This is a genomic window from Pseudomonas sp. m6p (genome assembly GCF_055760375.1).
The window spans coordinates 4,445,517-4,468,753 of record NZ_CM147084.1; the positions used below are offsets into that span (position 1 = coordinate 4,445,517).

Below are 23,237 nucleotides of genomic sequence, written 5' to 3' on the forward strand. Positions count from 1 at the left end.
AAGAAAAAACCACGAAATTCAGGAAAGTTCCTGTCCGACTGTAAGATACAGGCTACAGCGCGCCACCCGAGTGACTGTACGCGCCACAACTTTGCAGCAACTTCCGTCAGACATGTACGACACTTTGCCGGAAATAAAGGGCGAAACAGAACATTAGAGACTCAGCACTAATCTGCGCCTTTGTCGGGGGTTTTAATACTGCGTTTTCTTGATCATTTTCCGGTTTTTTTTGGCCGCAGATTCGATCGATCAGGTGTGCGCCGTTGGTCAGGCCCCCTTGCATGAGCGATAAGATATATCTTAAGTTGTATCTAAACACGACGAGAGAGAAGGAAAATGAGAGACCATCATGCCCCCCATCACCACCGCGAACACGGCGACGGCCGTGACGGCTTCGAAAAACGCCCCGGCCGTGAACGCGGCGGACGCGGCCCACGGGTGTTCGCCCCGGGCGACCTGAAATTGTTACTGCTGGCGCTGATCGCCGAACAGCCCTGCCACGGCTATGACCTGATCCGCCAGATCGAAGGCATGTTCGACGGCGCGTACAGCCCAAGCCCCGGGGTGATCTACCCGACCCTGACTTTCCTCGAAGAAAGCGACCTGATCAGTGGCGACGCCGAGGCCGGCAAAAAACGCTACAGCGTGACCGACACCGGTCGTCTGTCGTTAAGCGAGCAAGCCGTCGCACTGGACGGTGTGCGCATGCGCATCGACGTCAGCAAACGTTCGTTGCGCGGCCATGACCGGCCGCCGGAAATCCACGAGGCCGTGCACAACCTGCGCCATGCCCTGCAAATGCACCACGGGCGCTGGAGCGCCGAAGAAATCCTGCGTGTGCGTGACCTGCTCAACGACACCGCCAAAGCCATCGTCGACGGCCCCGCCGTTCAATCTGCCCCGGAGAAAGCCGAATGACTGCAGTCGATACCCAAACCATTCACCGCGTGATGCATGACATCAAACGCCGCAAGCTCGAAGTGCTGCGCGTAGTCGACCTGACCCCGCGCATGCGCCGCATCACCCTCGGCGGCCCGGAGCTGGCCGGGTTCATCAGCCTGGGCACCGACGATCACGTCAAACTGCTGTTCCCGCAGAGCGCCGAACAGGCTGCAGCGCTGGAGACCATGGTGCTCGGCGCGGGCAAGGACAATGGCCCGATGCCCGAGATGCGCGACTACACCCCGCGTCGCTATGACCTGGAAAAACTCGAGCTGGACATCGACTTCGTCCTGCACGGCGACGGCCCTGCCTCGACTTGGGCCGAACAGGCCCAGCCTGGGCAATTCCTGCACATCGGCGGCCCGCGCGGCTCGATGATCGTGCCAGACATCTTCGACAGCTACCTGCTGATCGGCGACGAAACCGCCCTGCCCGCCATCGCCCGGCGCCTCGAAGGTCTGGCGGCCAATCGCAAGGCGCTGGTGGTGATCGAAGTGGAGAACGGTGCCGAGCAACAGGTGCTGGAGAGCGCGGCGCAGGTCAACGTGATCTGGGTGCTGCGTGAAGGTGGCAAGGACAACCTGCTGACCACCGTCAAACAGTTGCAGGTGCCCAAGGGCAATCTGTATGCATGGGTAGCGACCGAGACCAAAGTCTCGCGGCAGATCCGTCGGGTGCTGCTGGATGAGCATGGACTCAATGAGCAGTTCGTCAAAGCCGTGGGCTACTGGCGGGCCGAGGGCACACCCGAAGAAGAGTGACGTTCACTTCACTGTGAAGATGAACACCTTTGTGGCGAGGGAGCTTGCTCCCGCTCGGCTGCGAAGCAGTCGCAAAACTTGTGATCGCGATGTGCCTGACGCAACTTGTTGTCCGGGTTCAGGGTTGCTTCGCAACCCAGCGGGAGCAAGCTCCCTCGCCACAGGTTTACACGCTATTTTTCAGCCTCACGCCAGCGATCCAGGCCGAGCACCAGCAAGCCAATCAGCACAAACCCCACCAATATCCCTCCGGCATTGATGAACACCTGTGCATAACCCAGCAGCGCCACATCAATGAACGGATACGCATACGCACCGAGCAGATGCCCGCGCAGCATCGCGTAAACGAAATACACCAGCGGGTAAATCAGCCACAGCGGCAAGTGCCACAGGCGCAACGTGCCTTTGGGTACGCAAAACCACCAGTAGCCGAGAAACAGCAGCGGCATCACGTCGTGCAGCAGTTCGTCAGCGATAAACTGCCAGCCCTGCGGATGCCACAAATGCCGCAGCAGAATGCTGTAGGCGAGACCGACCACGGCGATGCTCACGGCAATCCCGCTGCTGACCCACGGCTGCAGAAACCAGCGTTGCGCAGCGGATTCACGCCGGGTAACCGCACAGGTCAGCACGCTCGCCACCAGGGTATTGGTCAATACGGTGAAGTAACTGAAGAAGCTCACCAGCCCGCCCAGCAGACTGGCGTCGACACTCAGCCGTGCGAGGAAAATCAGGTACAGCTGAATGCTCAGCCCGGCCCAACCGAGGCTGGCGATGACCGTGATCAGGCGTCGCCGCATAACGGCGTCCATCTCAGAGCGGTCGCTTGGTGCGCATCAGTTTCACGTACAAGCGCTCGACCTTCTCCCGCGCCCACGGGGTTTTGCGCAGGAACGTCAGGCTCGACTTGATGCTCGGATCGCTCTTGAAGCAGCGGATATCGATACGCTCGGCCAACCCCGACCACTCGTAATGCGCCACCAGCGCATTGAGGATCTGTTCGAGGGTGACGCCATGCAGCGGATCAGGAGAGTGGTCGTTCATGCCAAGCCTTTGGACGGAGTGAAAATGCACAAGCCGCGCACCTTAGCCGAGGGGCCGGTCAGGTGGAAGGCCTTGCATCAAATGTAGGCCAACCGGAGAAGATCGCAGCCTGTGATCCGCGCCACAATGCGCCCGTTTGACGCACTGTTACCGAATCCGAAACGCTGCATGTCTGCAAAAGCCCTTTGTCTTTTTGTTGCAGATCATTATCCTGCCGCCCTTCAGCTGAATCGCTTCACTGCCTGCGTCAAATTGAAGCGCTCGGTTCACCCCCAGAAAACATCAAAAAAAGACTGATCCATGCCTGATTTTTCCTTCTCCCGAGACAGCGCTATCTCAGCCCTGCGCCTGCTCGGTGGCTGCACCGCGCTCGGCTTCGCCACCTACGCCCAGGCAGCCCCCGCCTTCGACAGCGACTCACCGTGGATGCTCGGTGACTGGAACGGCACCCGTAGCGAACTCGCGGAAAAAGGCTACGACTTCAAACTCGATTACACCGGCGAAATGGGCAGCAACCTGCACGGCGGCTACGACCACGATCGCACCGCACGCTACAGCGATCAGTTCGGTCTGGGCACGCACCTGGACCTGCAAAAAATCCTCGGCTGGGACGATGCCGAATTTCAGTTGACCCTCACCAAACGCAGCGGCAACAACATCAGCAACGACCGGATCAACGATCCGCGCGTAGGCGGCTTCACCTCGGCCCAGGAAGTCTGGGGCCGTGGCCAGACCACGCGCCTGACGCAGATGTGGTACCAGCAGAAATTCTTCGATCAGAAGCTCGACATCAAGGTCGGCCGTTTCGGTGAAGGCGAAGACTTCAACAGCTTCCCGTGCGACTTCCAGAATCTGGCGTTCTGCGGCTCGCAGGTCGGCAACTGGGTCGGCGGCATCTGGTACAACTGGCCAGTCAGCCAGTGGGCGCTGCGGGTCAAATATCACCTGACCCCAGAGTTGTACGCGCAGGTCGGCGCTTACGAGCAGAACCCGTCGAACCTCGATCGCGGCAACGGTTTCAAACTCAGCGGCAGCGGCACCCAGGGCGCCGTGCTGCCGGTGGAGCTGGTGTGGACCCCTAAGCTCAATGGCCTGCCGGGCGAATACCGCGCCGGTTACTACTACAGCAGCGCCAAGGCCTCTGACGTCTATAAAGACCAGAACGGCCAGCCTGCCGCCCTCAGTGGCGAAGCCTACCGTAGCGCGTCGAGCAAACACGGCGTGTGGTTCGGTGCGCAGCAGCAAGTCACCAGCATTGCCAGCGATCATTCGCGCGGCTTGAGCGTGTTCGCCAACGCGACGATGCACGACAAGAAAACCAACGCGATCGACAACTACGTGCAGGCCGGTGTGGTCTACAAAGGCCCGTTCGATGCCCGCGCCAAGGACGACATCGGTTTCGCCCTGGCCCGCGTGCACGTCAACCCGGCCTTGCGCAAAAACGCCGAAGCGAGCAATCAGGCGCAGGCGGTCTACGACTACGACGACCCGTCCTTTCTGCCACCGCAGGACACCGAATACAGCGCCGAACTGTATTACGGCGTGCACCTCGCCAACTGGCTGACCGTGCGCCCGAACCTGCAATACATCCGCCATCCGGGCGGTGTGGACCAGGTCGATGACGCACTGATCGCGGGGATCAAGATCCAGTCGTCGTTCTAAAGCACACCGAAATACTCAATGTGGGAGCGAGCCTGCTCGCGAAGGCGTCGTATCAGTCAGCACAGCAGCCTTCGGACACACCGCTTTCGCGAGCAGGCTCGCTCCCACATGAAATTCGTTAGCTAGACAAGTTTTTATCTGAACCATACCCGCGCCCAATCGTCATCTAAAGTGACTACAGCGCGGGACTACATAAACGTCACGGAGAATCACACTATGAGCACCGAAAGTGCTTCGAGTCGGGGCCGTCTGCTACCGAGCCTGCTCGGCATTCTGCTTCTACTGATGGGCCTGGCCATGCTGGCCGGAGGGGTCAAGCTGAGCATGCTCGGCGGCTCGCTGTACTACCTGCTGGCCGGTATCGGCATCGCCCTGTCCGGCATTCTGTTGCTGCTGCGCCGTCGTGCAGCGCTGGGCCTGTACGCCATCGTGCTGTTCGCCAGCACGGTCTGGGCCCTGTGGGAAGTCGGTCTGGACTGGTGGCAACTGGTGCCGCGCCTGGCCCTGTGGTTCGTCCTCGGCATCGTGATGTTGCTGCCGTGGTTCCGTCGTCCGCTGCTGCTCAATGGCCCGGCGCCGATGGGCACGGGTGGCTTGACCGTGGCCGTGGTTCTTGCCGGTGTCACCGCTCTGGCCAGCCTGTTCACTCACCCGGGTGAAACCTTTGGTGAACTGGGCCGCGACACCGCGGACATGACCAGCACCGCGCCGCAAATGCCTGAAGGCGACTGGCAGGCCTACGGCCGTACCGAATTCGGTGACCGCTACTCGCCGCTGAAGCAGATCACCCCGGCCAACGTCGGCAAGCTGCAAGAAGCCTGGCGCATCCAGACCGGCGACCTGCCGACGGCCGATGACCCGGTCGAGCTGACCAACGAAAACACCCCGCTCAAAGCCAACGGCATGCTCTATGCCTGCACCGCGCACAGCAAAGTGCTGGCGCTGGACCCGGACACCGGCAAGGAAATCTGGCGCTTCGACCCGCAGATCAAAAGCCCGGTGGGCTTCAAGGGCTTCGCCCACATGACCTGCCGTGGCGTGTCGTACTACGACGAAGCCGCTTACGCCAAGTCGGAAAACGCCGCTTCCGCCGTCATCTCCGAAGCTGGTAAAGCTGTCGCTCAGGCCTGCCCGCGTCGCCTGTACCTGCCAACCGCCGATGCCCGTCTGATCGCTCTAAACGCCGACACCGGCAAGATCTGCGAAGGCTTCGGCAAAAACGGCGTGGTCGACCTGACACAAGGCATCGGCCCATTCACCGCCGGTGGCTACTACTCCACCTCGCCAGCGGCGATTACCCGTGATCTGGTGATCATGGGCGGTCACGTCACCGACAACGAGTCGACCAACGAGCCATCGGGCGTGATCCGCGCCTTCGACGTGCGCGACGGCCACCTCGTGTGGAACTGGGACAGCGACAAGCCGGATGCCACCGAGCCGTTGGCGCCGGGCGAAACCTACAGCCGCAACTCGGCCAACATGTGGTCGCTGGCCAGCGTCGATGAAAAACTCGGCATGGTTTACCTGCCACTGGGCAACCAGACTCCAGACCAGTGGGGCGCAGACCGCACTCCAGGCGCCGAGAAATTCAGCGCCGGCATCGTTGCCCTCGACCTGGCCACCGGTAAAGTGCGCTGGAACTACCAGTTCACCCACCACGACCTGTGGGACATGGACGTTGGCAGCCAGCCAACCCTGCTCGACATGAAAACCGCCGACGGCGTGAAACCGGCGCTGATCGCCCCGACCAAACAGGGCAGCCTGTACGTCCTCGACCGTCGTGACGGCACGCCGATCATCCCGATCAAGGAAATCCCGGTACCGCAAGGCGCCGTGAAAGGCGACCACACCGCACCAACCCAGGCCCGTTCGGACCTCAACCTGCTGGCCCCGGAACTGACCGAAAAAGCCATGTGGGGCGCCAGCCCGTTCGACCAGATGCTGTGCCGCATCCAGTTCAAGGAACTGCGCTACGAAGGCCAATACACGCCTCCGTCGGAACAGGGCAGCCTGATCTACCCGGGTAACGTCGGCGTGTTCAACTGGGGCGGCGTCTCGGTCGACCCGGTTCGCCAGATGCTGTTCACCAGCCCGAACTACATGGCCTTCGTCTCGAAAATGGTGCCACGCGAGAAGGTCGCCGCCGGCAGCAAACGCGAGAGCGAAACCGCTGGCGTGCAACCGAACACCGGCGCGCCCTACGCGGTGATCATGCACCCGTTCATGTCGCCACTGGGCGTACCGTGCCAGGCCCCGGCCTGGGGCTACGTTGCCGGCATCGACCTGACCACCGGCAAAGTCGTGTGGAAACGCAAGAACGGCACCAGCCGCGACAGCTCGCCAATCCCGATCGGCTTCACCCTGGGCGTGCCAAGCATGGGCGGCTCGATGGTCACTGCAGGCGGCGTCGGCTTCCTCAGCGGCACCCTCGACCAGTACCTGCGCGCCTACGACGTGAACACCGGTAAAGAACTGTGGAAATCGCGTCTGCCGGCTGGCGGCCAAGCGACCCCGATGACCTATACCGGCAAGGACGGCAAGCAATACGTGCTGCTCGTTGTCGGCGGCCACGGCTCGCTGGGCACCAAGATGGGTGACTATGTGATTGCGTACAAACTGCCGGAATAAGTTTCAGCGGCGGTAAAGGAAAGGCGATGCTCCGTGAGGGGCATCGCCTTTTTTGTGCCCACCCAATATCCCTGTAGGAGCTGCCGAAGGCTGCGATCTTTTGACTTTGATTTTTAAAAGCCAGATCAAAAGATCGCAGCCTTCGGCAGCTCCTACAGGAAAATGTGCTGGTCTATGGGAAATGTGTTCGTCCTACAAATGCTGGTGATTGCGCGGAGTTTTCCGACAGGTCGCGTCGGTTGTGCCTCGGAAGTTGGCTGGATAGGCTCTGAGGGTCGCTGCAAATTCAGCGAACGGGCGTCGCGGCCTGATAACTGATGCATAATCGCCAACCTGACAGCACCTCGGATGCCTGTTGGTTGTGTCATGGCGGCTGTGCGCGGGATACCTTCTTTGAGGGTATGCCGATTCCTCAGTTATCGGTCCGCGAACCCGCGTACAGCTGCCACCTCAGATTGCGTCGCGGCAATTGAAGGTAGCTCCACTTCACCAACTGAGAATTCACCATGATCAAACCCACACCGAATCCCCCCGAAACCTCCCCCTACGAATCCCTCGATTCAAAAAAACTCCACGACGCCGCCGAGCGTGCGCTGGATCACTACCTGAAACCCTCCGCCGCCGCGGTGAGATTCCACAAACCCAGCAGCATGTTCCAGGTCGCCCCGGACATGGACAACGAAAGCCTGCTGGTTCACGCCTGCGAATCACTGGCCCAAGCCAGCCTCATGACCAGCGACATCGCCGCGTACATCGACATCCCGCAGCGCCGGACGATACTGGCCATTCAGCAAATCATCATGCTCGCCGAACTGGCGGTGAACCGAGTGCTGGATAACCACGAAATCTCGCAATCTCCAACACACAACTAATCCCCTGCTCGCGAAGGCGCCAGCACATTCAATATTCAAGGTACCTGACCCACCGCTTTCGCGAGCAGGCTCGCTCCCACAGGTAAATTGAGTGCATTCAGCCAGAACATGGTCGGCTGTCAGGCCGCCATCGCTGGCAAGCCAGCTCCCACAGTTTTGATTATGTATGCCCATGCAGCGCAGCCACCCCACTCAAAACAATGAGCGCAAGCTCGAGTACCGCTCTTGATCTCCCACAGGTAAATTGAGTGCATTCAGCCATAACATGGTCGGCTGTCAGGCCGCCATCGCTGGCAAGCCAGCTCCCACAGTTTTGATTTGTGCATGCCCCATGCGGCGTAGCCGCCCCACTCAAAACAATGAGCGCAAGCTCGAGTACCGCTCTTGATCTTGATCCACGGGCGACGTCGGAAGGCTGAGTGGAGGGATTGATCCGGGGGTGGGAGCGCAGCGACCGTTTGGCGCAGCCAAACACAGCGAGAGGAGGTGCAGCGAAGCAAACCGTAGGCGCTGCGCCCGGATCAATCCCGCAGCGAAGGGACCCCGAGCCCCAGCGAGCGGGCCGAACGCAGGAGCAAGCCTTTTTTTGCTTACTTTTTTGAGGCGTTTGTCAAAAAAGTGAGTCGCCGTAAGGGCGAAACCCTAAGTCGCCGTTACCAAAAAAACGGATATACCCCCAAAACCCCAAGAACCTGGTCGGCCCAAAGGCCGCCAAGTCCAAAGCGTGACGCCTGTCAAAACCCTGAACACACAAGCAGAAACACCGCCCCCCATTGAAACCACCCCAAGCCTGCCCCATCTAAGACCCATACCCCATTGCGCAGGTGCCCCAATGAGCGACCAGCAAGAATTCCCGGACAACCCCGACGACTACACCGAAGCCGAACACATCGAACACCATTCCACCGGCAAAGGCCTCGCCCTGCCCGGCCAGAACCTGCCGGACAAGGTCTACGTCATCCCGATCCACAACCGCCCGTTCTTCCCGGCCCAAGTGCTGCCGGTCATCGTCAACGAAGAACCCTGGGCCGAAACCCTCGATCTGGTCAGTAAATCCGAACACCACTCCCTGGCCCTGTTCTTCATGGACACGCCCCAGGAAGACCCGCGCCACTTCAACACCAAAGCCCTGCCGGAATACGGCACGCTGGTGAAGGTGCACCACGCCAGCCGCGAAAACGGCAAACTGCAGTTCGTCGCCCAGGGCCTGAGCCGCGTGCGCATCAAGACCTGGCTCAAGCACCACCGCCCGCCGTATCTCGTTGAAGTCGAATACCCGCACCAGCCCACCGAGCCGACTGACGAAGTCAAGGCCTACGGCATGGCGCTGATCAACGCGATCAAGGAGCTGCTGCCGCTCAACCCGCTGTACAGCGAAGAGCTGAAGAACTACCTCAATCGCTTCAGCCCCAACGATCCGTCGCCGCTGACCGACTTCGCCGCCGCCCTCACGTCGGCGACAGGCAATGAGCTGCAGGAAGTGCTCGACTGCGTGCCGATGCTCAAGCGCATGGAAAAAGTCCTGCCGATGCTGCGCAAGGAAGTCGAAGTCGCGCGCCTGCAAAAAGAAATCTCCGCCGAGGTCAACCGCAAGATCGGCGAGCACCAGCGCGAGTTCTTCCTCAAAGAGCAACTCAAGGTGATCCAGCAGGAACTCGGCCTGACCAAGGACGACCGCAGCGCCGACCTTGAACAGTTCGAACAACGCCTGGAAGGCAAAGTCCTGCCGGCGCAGGTGCAAAAGCGCCTTGAAGAAGAAATGAACAAACTGTCGATCCTCGAAACCGGTTCGCCAGAGTACGCGGTCACCCGCAACTACCTCGATTGGGCGACCTCGGTGCCGTGGGGCGTGTACGGCGAGGACAAACTCGACCTCAAACACGCGCGCAAGGTGCTCGACAAACACCACGCCGGCCTCGACGACATCAAGGACCGCATCCTCGAATTCCTTGCGGTCGGTGCCTATAAAGGCGAAATCAGCGGCTCCATCGTCTTGCTGGTCGGCCCGCCGGGCGTGGGTAAAACCAGCGTCGGCAAATCCATCGCCGAATCCCTCGGCCGACCGTTCTACCGCTTCAGCCTCGGCGGCATGCGCGACGAAGCCGAGATCAAGGGCCACCGCCGCACCTACATCGGCGCGCAGCCGGGCAAACTGGTGCAGGCGCTGAAAGACGTCGAAGTGATGAACCCGGTGATCATGCTCGACGAGATCGACAAGATGGGCCAGAGCTACCAGGGCGACCCGGCCTCGGCGCTGCTGGAAACCCTCGACCCGGAACAGAACGTCGAATTCCTCGATCACTACCTCGACCTGCGCATGGACCTGTCGAAAGTCCTGTTCGTGTGCACCGCCAACACCCTGGATTCGATTCCCGGGCCGTTGCTGGACCGTATGGAAGTGATTCGCCTGTCGGGCTACATCACCGAAGAAAAAGTCGCCATCGCCAAGCGCCACCTGTGGCCGAAGCTGCTGGAAAAGGCCGGCGTGTCCAAGGGCAGCCTGAGCATCAGCGACAGCGCGCTCAAAGCCTTGATCGACGGCTACGCCCGTGAAGCCGGGGTGCGCCAGCTGGAAAAACAGATGGGCAAACTGGTGCGCAAAGCGGTGATGAAGCTGATTGAGGACCCGAAAGCGGTGATCAAGCTCGGGCCGAAAGACCTCGAAGCCTCGCTGGGTCATCCCGTGTTCCGCAACGAACAAGTGCTGTCCGGCACCGGTGTGATCACCGGTCTGGCCTGGACCAGCATGGGCGGCGCCACCCTGCCGATCGAAGCCACACGCATTCACACGCTCAATCGCGGTTTCAAACTCACCGGGCAACTGGGCGATGTAATGAAAGAGTCGGCGGAAATCGCCTACAGCTACGTCAGCTCGCACCTCAAGTCGTTCGGCGGCGATCCGAAATTCTTCGACGAAGCCTTCGTCCACCTGCACGTACCGGAAGGTGCCACACCAAAGGACGGCCCGAGCGCCGGCGTGACCATGGCCAGCGCCCTGCTCTCGCTCGCCCGCAATCAGCCGCCGAAAAAAGGCGTGGCGATGACCGGTGAACTGACCCTGACCGGGCACGTGCTGCCGATTGGCGGGGTGCGTGAAAAGGTCATCGCGGCGCGGCGGCAGAAGATCTTCGAACTGATCCTGCCGGAGCCGAACCGGGGCAACTTCGAGGAATTGCCGGATTATCTGAAGGAAGGGCTTACCGTGCACTTCGCCAAGCGTTTTGCGGATGTGGCGAAAGTGCTGTTCTGACAGAGCTTTAGCGCCTGACCTGGCGCTATCGCTGGCAAGCCAGCTCCCACAGTGTTCGAGGTGTTCACAAATCCTGTGTTCACCACAATCCCTGTGGGAGCTGGCTTGCCAGCGATGGCGTCAGTTCTGATAACACTGGACTGCCCGACTGTCACACTTTGTCTCATCTTCAGTTATGCTCGCCGTTCGTCGTCAACGTCGGAGCCACTGAGCCTATGTCCCCCACTCGCCTGTTTATCCCCCTCGCCCTTTCTCTGCTGGCAGCCTGCGCCACGCAACCGAAACAGAACGTGACCGTGGAAAAACAGAGCGAATGCCCCGTGCGTCTCACCAACGGACAACACCTGATTGTGATGCTGCCGAGCAATCCCACCACCGGTTACCGTTGGGCGATTCAAGACTCGGCCGGTGGCGTACTGCGCGCGCTCAGCCCCGAGGTCTACAGCAGTCCGAAAGACTCGGGGATGGTCGGTGCGGGCGGATTCTCCACCTGGCGTTTTCAGGCCTTCGCCACCGGCACCGGGCGCCTGCGCCTGACCTCGCAGCAACCTTGGGAACCGGAAGTTGAACCGGCAGAAACCTTCGACTGCGCGATTTCGGTGAACTGATCGTGGGCTGGCTGATTCTGGCGCTGATGGGCGCGGCGACATTTCTCTACGGCGTCAGCACCCATGCGGCGCTGCTGTGCCTGTTGGTCAAACCGTTGCCGGTGCTGGCGCTGCTCGGCTGGCTGCACGATGCGCCGCCCAGCGACTATCGGCGCTGGATCAGCCTCGGTCTGATTTTTTCTCTGCTCGGTGACGTGTTGCTGGCGTGGCCGGGGGATCTGTTTGTGTTTGGCCTGGGGGCGTTTCTGGTGGCGCATCTGGCGTACCTCAAGGCTTACCTCAGCGATTGCAAACGTCTGGCGCTGTTACCGCTGCTGCTGGCGCTCGGCGTTGGCGCAGTGCTGCTGGGGATGCTGATTTCCAGTGGCCTGGGGCCGTTGCTGGTGCCGGTGGTCGTCTATGGCACCGCGATCAGCGCCATGCTCTGGCGCGCCCTTGCCCGCCTCGGCACCGACGTGCCCAAGCGCTCGGCGCTGCTGGCGGCGGCGGGTGCGCTGGCGTTCGTGTTTTCGGACAGTGTGATTGGTATTGATCGTTTCGTATCGCCATTCCACGCGGCGCCGTACGTGATCATCCTCAGTTACTGGCTGGGGCAGTGGGGGATCACGGCCTCCGCTTTCTCCCAAAAAACCCACTAACCCCTGTGGCGAGGGAGCTTGCTCCCGCTGGGTTGCGAAGCGACCCCAAACTCGGTGCACGCGACTGCAGCTATATCTCTTAATCAGGTTTTGCGACTGCTGCGCAGCCGAGCGGGAGCAAGCTCCCTCGCCACAGGTGTGTGTGCTTAAGGCTTGCGTGCGGCGCTTTATCAGACAACCCAAGCATCCCTGCGCCACTTTGGCTAAAATGCCGGCCTTTTCCATCGACACCGCCGGAACCGCCGTGAGCAAAGAACCCGATCGCATTTTCGCCCAGCCGATGGCCCAGGTGCCTGACTTCGCCTTCAACGAGGACGTGGTGCGGGTGTTCCCGGACATGATCAAGCGCTCGGTGCCGGGTTACCCGACCATCGTCGAGAACCTCGGCGTGCTCGCGGCACAATTCGCCCAACCGAACAGCGTGCTGTACGACCTCGGTGCTTCGCTCGGTGCCGTGACCCAAGCCTTGCGCCGTCACGTGCGCACCGACGGTTGCCGGGTGATCGCGGTGGATAACTCGGCGGCGATGGTCGAACGCTGCCGCGAGTACCTCAACGGTCAGGATTCGATGTTCCAGGAGCTGCTCCCGGTCGAAGTGATCGAAGGCGACATTCTCGCGCTCGAGTTCAAACCGGCCTCGGTGGTGGCGCTGAACTTCACCCTGCAATTCATTGCGCCCGAGCAGCGTACCGCGTTGCTGTCGCGCATCCGTCGATCGCTGCTGCCCGGTGGCGCGTTGATTCTGTCGGAAAAGCTGCGCTTCAACGATCCCGAAGAACACGCGCTGCTGACCGATCTGCACGTCGCGTTCAAACGCGCCAACGGCTACAGCGAACTGGAAATCGCCCAGAAGCGCAGCGCCATCGAAAACGTCATGAAGCCCGACAGCCTCGAAGAACACCGCGAACGCCTGCTGGCCGCCGGGTTCTCGAAAGTCGTGCCGTGGTTCCAGTGTCTTAACTTTGCCTCGTTGATTGCCTTGCCATGATTGATCTGTCCCCTCTCGCCCGCCGTTTGGCCGGCACACCGCTGGCCGACTGGGCCAACACCCTGCAAGTGCAACTCGACAAGAAAATGGAGAAAGGTCACGGCGATCTGGAGCGCTGGCAGAGCGCGCTGGACGCGTTGCCGAAACTTGAGCCGACTGAAGTCGATCTGCTCAACGGCCTGAAACTCGACACCGATTGCGACGCCGAAACCCGCGCGCAAATGCGCACCGCGCTGATGGGCCTGTCGCCGTGGCGCAAGGGGCCGTTCGACCTGTTCGGCGTACACGTCGACACCGAGTGGCGCTCGGACTGGAAGTGGTCGCGGGTCGCCCCGCACCTGGAGCTGAGGGGCAAACGCATCCTCGACGTCGGTTGCGGCAACGGCTACTACATGTGGCGCATGCTCGGCGCCGGTGCCGACAGCGTGATCGGCGTCGACCCGAACTGGTTGTTCTTCTGCCAGTTCCAAGCGGTGCAGCGTTATCTGTCAGAGCCGAATGCCTGGCACCTGCCGTTCCCGTTCGAAGACCTGCCGCCGAACCTGGAAGGCTTCGACACGGTGTTCTCCATGGGCGTGTTCTACCACCGACGCTCGCCGATCGAGCATTTGCTGGCGCTCAAGGATTGCCTGGTCAAGGGCGGTGAACTGGTGCTGGAAACGCTGGTGGTTGAAGGCGACAAACATCAGGTGCTGGTGCCGGAAGACCGCTACGCACAGATGCGCAACGTGTGGTTCCTGCCGTCGGTGCCAGCGCTGGAATTGTGGTTGCGCCGGGCAGGCTTCACCGACATCCGCTGCGTGGACGTCAGCACCACGACGGTTGAAGAACAGCGCGGTACCGAGTGGATGAAGTATCAGTCGCTGAGCGACTTCCTCGATCCCGAGGATCACAGCAAGACCATCGAAGGGCTGCCGGCGCCGATGCGGGCGGTGATTGTCGCTCGCAAATAAAGCAGAATCTAAAGATCGCAGCCTTCGGCAGCTCCTACATCGATCCCTGTAGGAGCTGCCGAAGGCTGCGATCTTTTGATCTTAATCCCGGTTTGCCCGCCGCGCCCGGAAAAACTCGGTCAACACCGCCCCACACTCCTCCGCCAACACCCCGCCTTCATACAGCACCCGGTGATTCAAAAAGCCCTGGGTAAAGAACTGCCCCTGACTCTGCACAATCCCGGCCTTGGGCTCCAGCGCGCCATACACCACGCGAGCAACCCGCGAATGCACAATCAGCCCGGCGCACATGCTGCACGGTTCCAGCGTCACGTACAGCGTGCTGCCCGGCAGACGATAGTTATCCACTGCTTGCGCGGCGGCGCGGATCGCAACCATTTCTGCGTGCGCGCTGGGATCACTGGTACTGATCGGGCAGTTGAATCCACGACCGATGATCTCGCCGTCCTGAACCAGCACCGCGCCCACCGGCACTTCGCCGAGGGCCGCACCTTGTGCCGCCAGCGCCAGGGCTTCGCGCATGAAATCGCGGTCACGGCTGCGGTCGATGATCGCGGCGGGGCGAATCTGGCGCATCACTTCACCTCGATAGCGGCCATCAGGCCGGTTTCCATGTGGTCGATCACGTGGCAATGGAACATCCACACCCCCGGGTTATCCGCCACCAGCGCCACTTGCGCACGCTCGTTCTTGCCCAGCAGATAAGTGTCGGTGAAGTACGGCGTGATCTTGTGCCGGTTCGACGCAATCACCTTGAAGCTCATGCCGTGCAAGTGGATCGGGTGCTGATACTGGGTCATGTTCTTCAGTTCGAAGATGTAGCTCTGGCCCAGCTTCAGGCTGGCAATCGGCCGATCGGCGCAGGTCTTGTCCGTGATGTCCCAGGCCTTGCCGTTGATCTGCCACAGGCTCGGCGGCTTGCCGTTGTCGACATTCACCGACACCGAACCGACCCATTCGAAATTGAAGTTGAGTTTCTCGGCATTCGCCAGATCCGGTTCGGCCACCGGGTTGGCGGGCAAGGCTTTCGGCCACGCGGTCGGCGCATCGTTATTGGCCACCGAGCGCAAGGTCGCCAGACGCACCGGGCCGTTGCGCAGCGATAATTCTTCACCGGCCGGCGGCGCCTTGATCGCCAGGCAGATACGCATGCCCGGCCCCAGCCAGTATTCCTTGCCCAACGGCCGCGGCTCGATCGGGTTGCCGTCCAGCGCATAAATCTGCGCTTCGACGCCGGGGATGTTGATGCGATACGTCAGGGTGTTGTCGAGGTTGAGCAAACGCACCCGGGTGATCTGCCCTGCCGGCAACTCGATCACCGGCGACGGCACGCCATTGATGGTCGACAAGCGTCCCGCCGTACCACCACGCGCCGCTTCCCGGGGGATGCTGAACTCGACGAAATTGCCTTGCTCGTCGATGTGCCAGTTCTTCAGGCTCAAGGTCTTTTCGTACTTGAAACCGGTCGGCTCGCGCTCTTCGACGATCAACGGCCCGACCAGCCCGCGCCCCAGCTCTTCGCTGCTGCTGACATGCGGGTGATACCAGTAGCTGCCAGCATCCGGCACGCGGAATTTGTAATCGAAGTATTCACCGGGCAGCACCGGCAATTGCGAGACGTACGGCACACCGTCCATCTCCAGCGGCAGGCGGATGCCGTGCCAGTGAATGGTGGTCGCCACCGGCAGGTGGTTGATGAACCGTACCCGCAGCCACTCGCCCTGACGCACGCGCAACTCGGTGCCCGGCGCCGACGGGCCGAACGCCCACGCCTCGGTCTTGTGCCCCGGCACCAGCTCAACGTCCAGCGGCGCCGCGATCAGCTCATAGTCATGCCCCGCGTCGGCGTCGGCCATCTTGCCCAGCCAGTAACGCGACGCGCCTCCCGCTCCGACACCAACGACAACAAGACCGGCCAGGCCACCGAGGATTTGGCGACGGGTAAAGGACATGAACTCAACTACCTCACGTATCTGCGGCGGGCACCGGGCCCGCAAAAGGCAAATACGATACACCTGCAATTGAGAAAGATTAAGTGAAGTGTTGTCGCACGGCCGGCATTGCACCAAAGCGCGCTCAAGGTGCCACTATGGTGCCACTTCCTTCATGAAAATCGTATGCAACAAGGTTAGACTGCGCGACCTGCGTGCCAAGATGCTTAACCGTGCCAGTCACCGTGGGTTAATGGATATTGATCGCGTGAATCGCGCGTTCTGACGAATGAAAAGAGAGGGACGTCTTGAAAGTCAGTCAATTGATAGTGATCGCCACACTGGCGATCCTTGGTAGCCCATTGCTGTTCGACGCCGCTGCGACGGCTGATGAGTTTAGTTTCGAACTGAGCACAAGTGCACCGGTGACGCCTCAAGACTATTCAAATACTGACTCGTTTGGCGGCGATGGCACATTCGTCAATTCCGACATGATCGGGTCGCCCGATAAAAAAAACACATGCCCTGTTCCACCTCAGAAAAAGAAGCCAACCTCCAAGCCCGCGCCAAAACGAGAATCTGCCGCCGAGCCTGAGATGCAAATCATTACGCATGTGTGTTCCCCGGTTATCACCATTAATATGCCTCAAGGTACCTACGTTCATCCCTCACAAAGTTTCCATCCGGGATCATCTACGACTGTGTCTCCTCAGTCCCTTTCTACAGAGGCACCGCTTCCCGAGACAACTTCAGCAAATGCACCTGAAAGTTTTAGTTTAAGTTTCAAAGACTTATTCAAAACAAAATTAACCACTCATCATCCTGTACTGCTGGCCATATTCATGTTGGTATCGATATTGACAGCCGCAGGAGGAGCGTATTTTATTTACGTTGCTGCTAAACGCTCGACGACCTACAAAAGCTCTTGGTTTGCGGTCGGTGTATTCCTCCTCCTAGTCGCTTCTTGTTTAGCGATTTGGATGCTAAAGCAACCTGAGTCACAAAAAGAAGGCACGACTACCGATAAAGTGCATTCAGCAATATCCGCCCTCCAATCTGAACCAATACAACAGCCCAACGCCAATACAAGCGCTCCTGGACAAGAGTTGGTTAAACCACACAAACAAAGCGCGCCAGCACAAGCAAGGAATCCCGCAAGCCTTTTTGAAAACAAAGAAAACAACATGATAGAAACCGAGTGGCTGGTCTTATATTTTTTATTTTTTACAGCTTTAACAGCATACTTAATTATAGCTTGCTATCACATGATAATAGGCAGATCACTGTTCACCCGCCGACCATTCAATCGCGACCTTCCTCTCGACGACCTCTACAAATTGGAAACAGAAATATCGAAGATGGTAGCAGCCACGAACAATTGGCCTGGTCCAATGGAGCTTCGCCTCAACTCGCTACTAAACTCAATCAATTACGCACGAAAGTTTCTGGAATCGAGCGGAACTTCGAAAAACGCCACAACAATACAAACTGCAACATTTTTTGTGCGCGCAGATAAAGACAACTATGAGTACTTGAACCAAACATTAAGAAAGTTAGATATCACACTCTCTATGCGCTCTAACAACTCGAGTTATAAAAGGCGAGCAAATGCGTTTAAAGACCTCACAGACGCACGGAAAAACATCCTAAAAATTTGCAGCGTGCATCAATACGACGAAAATTTGGATTTCCAATAAACGCGCTAGTCACTCACCCAACAAAAAAGGCGCCTAAGCGCCTTTTTTGTTCACCACGAAACGACCCGCAGGATCATTCCCACTCTATTATCAATGGACCTATCCAGGCCTTATAAATCAACACATTCAAACCACAGCGAAAAATAAGGCCATGAAAAATGCCATGCAGAGCCAGAAATCGGTCAAGACGCGGACTCAGAGCTGCTCGCTGCAAAGGCAGCCGATAGCTGCCGCTCCAAGATCGCCAACTCATCAGCATCCCCGTCACGAATAACCTCGGCCAACAGCTCAGCCGCGTACGCCGGTTCAGCCTGGAAAAGCTCTGACATTGCCTCATCGTGACTACGGTCTTTCATCGCTACCTCTGCACTCAATCCAGCGCATCACACGCTCAATGGTCAGATATCAAGAGCCGGTAAACCGTTCACGATGTCTTGGGTTTTGAGGCTCACGGTCACCACTCGCTGGAACAGCTCCAGCGGATACTTGGGATTACCCATGGTCTGGACAGCCCAATCATTCGCATCATTAACGATGCCGCTGGCCTTGTCGGGGCGTACCGCTTGGCGCTCCATAACCCAGTCCAAGGCGGACTTGCCATTAACCACATAGTCCCAGGCAGCCTCGGGGATGCCTTTCAGGGTGATACGTTGGTTGTATATGACGGTAGTCTTATCGCCCTTCTTGGCAAACTTCATCTTCTCTACATGGTAATCGGCGTCGGTGAGCGTGCTCTTGGTCTCGATGGTAAGCGGGTAGGGCTCGACGGTTTCGTAGTTTAGGTGAAGGCCGGCCAGAGCGCGACCAGCCTTGCTGAAGGCCCAGAAATCGGTGCCTTTCTTCACTGCCGGGATACGTGGCAGCTCCTTGCTCAGGTTGTCCGCATAGAGCTCGCGATAATCACGCGAGTGAAGGATGCCGTAAACGTAGTAAAACAGGTCTTCTTTGCTGATTTGCTCACCGGGATAGGCTGCCTGAAAGTGAGCTAGGCCAACATCGGTGATGGCATCGCGGCGGCGCATGTCACCTTCAATTGGCTCGTCAAAAAGATCGTTTTTTGAGGCGCGAGCAGCTCCATCATAGAGATACAAGGGGAAACCTTGATAGCCACCCATTCCAGGAGCGAGATTTAAGTCATGTGGCAAATTGGAAATCAAAGCAGAGAACCCTTTATCCCCTCCTTTCCCCGGGATACATATGGTTAAATTTTCAACAGAAGAAGCCGGATAAATAACAGGTATCTTATAGATACTGTTATTTAGTTTTTTATCAAAATAAAGCCAGCATTTTGAGAAGGGACGATACAACGCCGGAACAATTGCACGCTCATTGAATTCAAGCTTTCTACCCTTGACCAACTCACTAACCAAGTCATCAGACCAGCTTATGCTTTCAGGATTCCGATCAATCGCCAGGGTAGCATTTTTCTTGTCACCAGAGAAACGATCCACCTCACAATTGTAATTTTCAATCATTCTTTTTATATTTTCAGCTAACGAAATATCTGAATAATTGTAACACCACGCATCGCGATTGGTCTTTACCCCGCTTGAATACTCGGAAAATATAGATGCTTCACTCTTGCCCTTGTCGCCCAATACAATATGGTCTGAAAAACTGTTATCACGCTGATTCAGCCAATCCCCGTGCTCATCCGGAACAATTTTCTGCCATTGTTCAATACCTTGCACACTTGCATAATCAGCAATTTTTTCAAGCTTCTGCTCGCGGCTGAGGTAGTCCCCAATGTCATGGAAGTAGATTTGACCGCAAGCCTGCGCGTCCGGATTTTTGACCAATATTGATATGGCGATAGGGGCACGGCTGCCACTACCGAAAATCTTGCCCCCTTCCTTGCGAGAAGTTTCACCTGAAGTGCGCTGATTACCTCGCAGATGGAAGATATACAGGCTAGAAAATTCATCCGCTAAACATTTGCGAAGCCCATCTGCCGAATTTGACTCAAGGAAGCCCGCATTGGTAACAAACCCAATAATCCCCGCATCACCAACACGATCTGTCGCCCAGCGAATAGCTCGAATATAACTGTCGTACAGAGATTTTGTTAGTCTTGCAGACGAACGCACGGCATAAGTAGATTCAATATTTTTATCCAGCACAGTGTAAGATACATTCTTATTTCCGTCGTTTGCATCTCCCTGCCCGACCGAATATGGTGGATTGCCCACAATCACCCGAATATTCAGCTCTTTCTGTCGCTTGCGGCGAGCACTGTTATCAACCAATAAGGTATCAACCAGATCTTCCTTTTCATACATCTGGAAGGTATCGGTTAGACAGATGCCTTCGAACGGGGTGTATTCGTCAAGAACCTCGTCATGGTAGGCCGCTTCGATATTAATGGCCGCAATATAGTAGGCCAGCAGCACTAATTCGTTGCAGTGGATTTCATTCTGGTACTTGTGCGCAAGCTCGTCCGGCTTAATCAACCCAGATTGGATTAGGCGGGTAATAAAGGTACCGGTGCCGGTGAAGGGGTCAATGATGTGAACGCCCTTGCTGCCAAGGGTCTGGCCGAACTCCTGCTTCAGCAGGTGATTCACGCTGTGGAGGATGAAGTCCACTACTTCAACCGGGGTGTATACGATACCGAGGCGCTCTGTCATTTTGGGAAAGGCGTTGCGGAAGAACTTGTCGTACAGCTCGACGATGATCTTCTGCTTGCCTTGGGCGTTGTCGATGCCCGCTGCGCGTTGGCGCACGCTGGAGTAGAACCTCTCCAGAGTATCTGCTTCTTTGGTCAGGTGGTGCTCATGAAGCGCGTCCAGCACGCCTTGCATCGCCTTGGAAATGGGGTTGTGGCTGGCAAAGCTATACTGATCAAACAGCGCATCAAACACTGGCTTGGTTACCAGATGCTGAGCGAGCATTTCGACAATCTCGCCATCGGTGATGCTGTCGTTGAGGTCGTCGCGTAGCTCGGCGGCAAAGGCCTCGAAAGTGGCTTTTTCGTTGGTGTATTCCGGGTTCTCCAGAATGCCCTGGATACGGTCGATGTGGGTACGGGCGATCTTGGCAATGTCGTTGGCCCAATCCTCCCAGTGGTGGCGGTTGCCGCACTTATCGACGATCTTGGCGTAGATGGCCTTTTCGATTTCGCCGACTTCATAGACCAGATCACCCTGCTGGGTCATTTGGCCGGGAGCATCATGGTTCTTGGTACCAATCCCGTACTGACCTTTACCGGCCTTGCTGTTGCTGGTTCCAGAGGCTTTCTTGGCCTTCTTCTCGGCTTTGTCGGTGATGGCGATAACTTCCATCTTGCGTGGGTCAGAGCCAATCAGATCGAGCTTGTTGACCATGGCGTCGAAGCTGTCGTCATGCGAACGCAGCGCCTGAAGTACCTGCCAGACTACCTTGTAGGTCTGGTTGTCGTTGAGCGCTTCGTGCGGCTCCATGCCCGCCGGGATAACTACCGGCAACACGACATAACCACGTTTCTTGCCCGGTGCGTTACGCATCACGCGGCCTACGGACTGCACCACATCTACCTGGGAGTTACGCGGAGTTAGGAATAGCACCGCGTCCAATGCCGGCACATCCACGCCCTCAGACAGGCAGCGCACGTTGCTGAGAATCCGGCAAGTATTGGCAGGTGCTTCAGCCTTCAGCCACTTCAGCTTGGCTTCCTTCTGGCTGGCATTCATACCACCATCTACGTGCTCGGCCTCGCAGGTCAGCCGCGCAGCCTCGTCAATTTCCTCGGACTCCTGATAAGCCTCCACGACCGACTGGAACATGTCTGCAATGTTGACGGAACTGACCTTATGCTTGGTGCCCTTGTAATTAGGCGAAATGACCTGGCAGAACGCGACAGCACGCTTCATCGGTTCATCATCACCGACTAGCTGCTCATGTAGGCCCTGCTTTGCCAGCGCCTTCCAGCAACCGACGATCTTGGCCGCGTCATCTACTTTGAGCTGGTTGTTCTCGTCCTTCAGCATGTCTTGAAGGCGGCGACTGATGGTGCTCTCCTCGACGGTGAGTACCAGTACCTTGTAATCCGTGAGCAGGCCACGCTGGACAGCCTCGGAGAAGTTGATGACGAACAACTCCTTGCCGTAAAGGGCTTCGTCATCCATCGAGCAAAGCGTGACCTCACCGGACTCTGCCTTGACCTTGGCGCTGTCACCGTAGATACGTGGCGTGGCTGTCATATACAAGCGCTTGGCAGCGCGAATATCGGCACCATCGTGAATCCGTACGAAATTGCTTTCGTCGTCATCACCGAAGGTCGCACCTGTGGTGCGGTGAGCTTCGTCGCAGATGACTAGATCGAAGTCAGCCAAGCCATGCTCATGCTGGGCACGGCTGATCACATCGATAGAGTGATAGGTGGAGAACACCACGCTCATGTGCTCAGCGTCATGACGCTTGAGCATTTCTGCTGCCAGACGGTCCGCTTTGGTTGTGGCCGGGTAGCGCAGCTCGTGGGTGAACACCTGAACCGCGTCATCCTCGGCCTTGCGCTTCTTGCCTACGTCACTGTCGGAACAGACTGCGAAGCTGTGCAGCGGGATTACAGTTTCCTGCGTCCACTCTGTGAGTGTCTGCGACAGGAGGGACAAGCTAGGCACCAAAAACAGCACACGCTTGCCCTTACCAGCCAGGTGCTCAGCAATCTTCAAACTGGTAAAGGTTTTGCCAGTGCCGCAAGCCATGATCAGCTTGCCGCGCTCAGCATCCTTGAGGCCTGCGGCGACAGCATTCAATGCCGTCTGCTGGTGTTCACGCAGTTGCTTCTTGGATTTGAGCGCAACCGCTTTGCTGGACTGGTATTTGGCCCAGTCAATCTGGCTGTCTTCCAAGGCTTGCAGATCGATCTTGTTGATCGAAAGATGTTGGCCCTGCAAAGCATCCTCAGCGTGCTCGCTCCAGTTGTTGGTGGTCGTAACGATGATGCGGTGCGAGAACGGAGCTTTACCCGAAGCGGTGAAGAAACTGTCGATGTCCTTCTTCTGGACTTTGTAGTCTTCGGCGTACAGCTTGCACTGGATGGCGTGGTACTCGCCTGTGCCCTGAGTGCGCGCTACCAGATCAATGCCTGCATCCTTACCGCTCAAGCCCTGCTCTTTGGCCCAATCAGCGTACGTCCACACCTGGTCGTACAGATCACGGTAGGTCGCTTCGTTGCGTAGGTAGACGCAGATCAGCTCCTCAAAGTAGGTGCCCTTCTCGCGCTCAGTGACTGAGGTCGAACGATACAAATCCAGAAGCGCGGCAAGGGCCGACATATGCAATT

The 23,237-nt window shown here is 58.2% G+C and carries 16 protein-coding genes; 11 read left to right on the forward strand and 5 right to left on the reverse strand.

Annotated elements, in window-relative coordinates:
• Positions 1-336 precede the first annotated feature (336 nt).
• Both ACYZUM_RS20150 and ACYZUM_RS20155 read left to right on the forward strand, forming a co-directional pair.
• Positions 337-918 carry a PadR family transcriptional regulator gene (locus tag ACYZUM_RS20150; protein WP_041068268.1) on the forward strand — a complete coding sequence of 194 codons (582 nt, stop codon included), beginning with the start codon at positions 337-339 and terminating at the stop codon, positions 916-918.
• Positions 915-1,703 carry a siderophore-interacting protein gene (locus tag ACYZUM_RS20155; protein ID WP_473061124.1) on the forward strand — a complete coding sequence of 263 codons (789 nt, stop codon included), beginning with the start codon at positions 915-917 and terminating at the stop codon, positions 1,701-1,703. Before ACYZUM_RS20150 ends, ACYZUM_RS20155 begins: the two co-directional genes overlap by 4 nt.
• 173 nt (positions 1,704-1,876) lie before the next feature.
• On the opposite strand, the gene ACYZUM_RS20160 is transcribed toward ACYZUM_RS20155, so the two are convergent.
• Together ACYZUM_RS20160 and ACYZUM_RS20165 are read right to left on the reverse strand one after the other, a co-directional pair.
• Complete coding sequence (locus ACYZUM_RS20160) at positions 1,877-2,515, reverse strand: Pr6Pr family membrane protein (RefSeq protein WP_145594750.1); 639 nt, start codon at positions 2,513-2,515, stop codon at positions 1,877-1,879.
• Between the two features lies 1 nt (position 2,516).
• Entirely contained in the window at positions 2,517-2,747 is a 231-nt protein-coding gene (locus tag ACYZUM_RS20165; protein ID WP_041068262.1) for a VF530 family protein, read from the reverse strand.
• Positions 2,748-3,047: 300 nt separating this feature from the next.
• Here ACYZUM_RS20165 and ACYZUM_RS20170 point away from each other — a divergent pair, with 300 nt between their 5' ends.
• The 8 genes from ACYZUM_RS20170 (at position 3,048) to cmoB (ending at position 14,346) form a co-directional block, all read left to right on the forward strand.
• On the forward strand, positions 3,048-4,409 hold the full coding sequence (locus tag ACYZUM_RS20170) for a carbohydrate porin (RefSeq protein ID WP_473061125.1): 1,362 nt from the start codon (positions 3,048-3,050) through the stop codon (positions 4,407-4,409).
• 216 nt (positions 4,410-4,625) lie between these two features.
• Complete coding sequence (locus ACYZUM_RS20175; protein ID WP_473061126.1) at positions 4,626-7,037, forward strand: glucose/quinate/shikimate family membrane-bound PQQ-dependent dehydrogenase; 2,412 nt, start codon at positions 4,626-4,628, stop codon at positions 7,035-7,037.
• 506 nt (positions 7,038-7,543) lie between these two features.
• Positions 7,544-7,909 (forward strand): DUF6124 family protein, encoded by a 366-nt coding sequence (locus tag ACYZUM_RS20180; protein WP_047296289.1) that lies wholly within the window; start codon positions 7,544-7,546, stop codon positions 7,907-7,909.
• Positions 7,910-8,741: 832 nt separating this feature from the next.
• Entirely contained in the window at positions 8,742-11,159 is a 2,418-nt protein-coding gene (gene lon / locus ACYZUM_RS20185; protein ID WP_041071865.1) for an endopeptidase La, read from the forward strand.
• A 215-nt stretch (positions 11,160-11,374) separates the two neighbouring features.
• Positions 11,375-11,767, forward strand: coding sequence for a protease inhibitor I42 family protein (locus tag ACYZUM_RS20190; protein WP_041071863.1), 393 nt, complete (start codon positions 11,375-11,377; stop codon positions 11,765-11,767).
• 2 nt (positions 11,768-11,769) lie between these two features.
• Positions 11,770-12,405, forward strand: a complete 636-nt coding sequence (locus ACYZUM_RS20195) for a lysoplasmalogenase (protein WP_473061127.1) — start codon at positions 11,770-11,772, stop codon at positions 12,403-12,405.
• Positions 12,406-12,613: 208 nt separating this feature from the next.
• Positions 12,614-13,393 carry a carboxy-S-adenosyl-L-methionine synthase CmoA gene (gene cmoA, locus ACYZUM_RS20200; protein WP_473061128.1) on the forward strand — a complete coding sequence of 260 codons (780 nt, stop codon included), beginning with the start codon at positions 12,614-12,616 and terminating at the stop codon, positions 13,391-13,393.
• The gene (gene cmoB, locus ACYZUM_RS20205) at positions 13,390-14,346 is read left to right on the forward strand and encodes a tRNA 5-methoxyuridine(34)/uridine 5-oxyacetic acid(34) synthase CmoB (protein WP_473061129.1); all 957 of its coding nucleotides are present in this window, start codon (positions 13,390-13,392) and stop codon (positions 14,344-14,346) included. Before cmoA ends, cmoB begins: the two co-directional genes overlap by 4 nt.
• 81 nt (positions 14,347-14,427) lie before the next feature.
• On the opposite strand, the gene tadA is transcribed toward cmoB, so the two are convergent.
• Both tadA and ACYZUM_RS20215 read right to left on the reverse strand, forming a co-directional pair.
• Positions 14,428-14,922 (reverse strand): tRNA adenosine(34) deaminase TadA, encoded by a 495-nt coding sequence (gene tadA, locus ACYZUM_RS20210; protein WP_473061130.1) that lies wholly within the window; start codon positions 14,920-14,922, stop codon positions 14,428-14,430.
• Complete coding sequence (locus ACYZUM_RS20215) at positions 14,922-16,298, reverse strand: multicopper oxidase family protein (protein WP_473061131.1); 1,377 nt, start codon at positions 16,296-16,298, stop codon at positions 14,922-14,924. The genes tadA and ACYZUM_RS20215 overlap by 1 nt, the downstream gene beginning before the upstream one ends.
• A 287-nt stretch (positions 16,299-16,585) precedes the next feature.
• On the opposite strand from ACYZUM_RS20215, the gene ACYZUM_RS20220 reads away from it, so the two are divergent.
• The gene (locus tag ACYZUM_RS20220) at positions 16,586-17,974 is read left to right on the forward strand and encodes a hypothetical protein (RefSeq protein ID WP_473061132.1); all 1,389 of its coding nucleotides are present in this window, start codon (positions 16,586-16,588) and stop codon (positions 17,972-17,974) included.
• A 398-nt stretch (positions 17,975-18,372) separates the two neighbouring features.
• On the opposite strand, the gene ACYZUM_RS20225 is transcribed toward ACYZUM_RS20220, so the two are convergent.
• Positions 18,373-23,229, reverse strand: coding sequence for a DEAD/DEAH box helicase (locus ACYZUM_RS20225; RefSeq protein WP_169922022.1), 4,857 nt, complete (start codon positions 23,227-23,229; stop codon positions 18,373-18,375).
• Positions 23,230-23,237 lie beyond the last annotated feature (8 nt).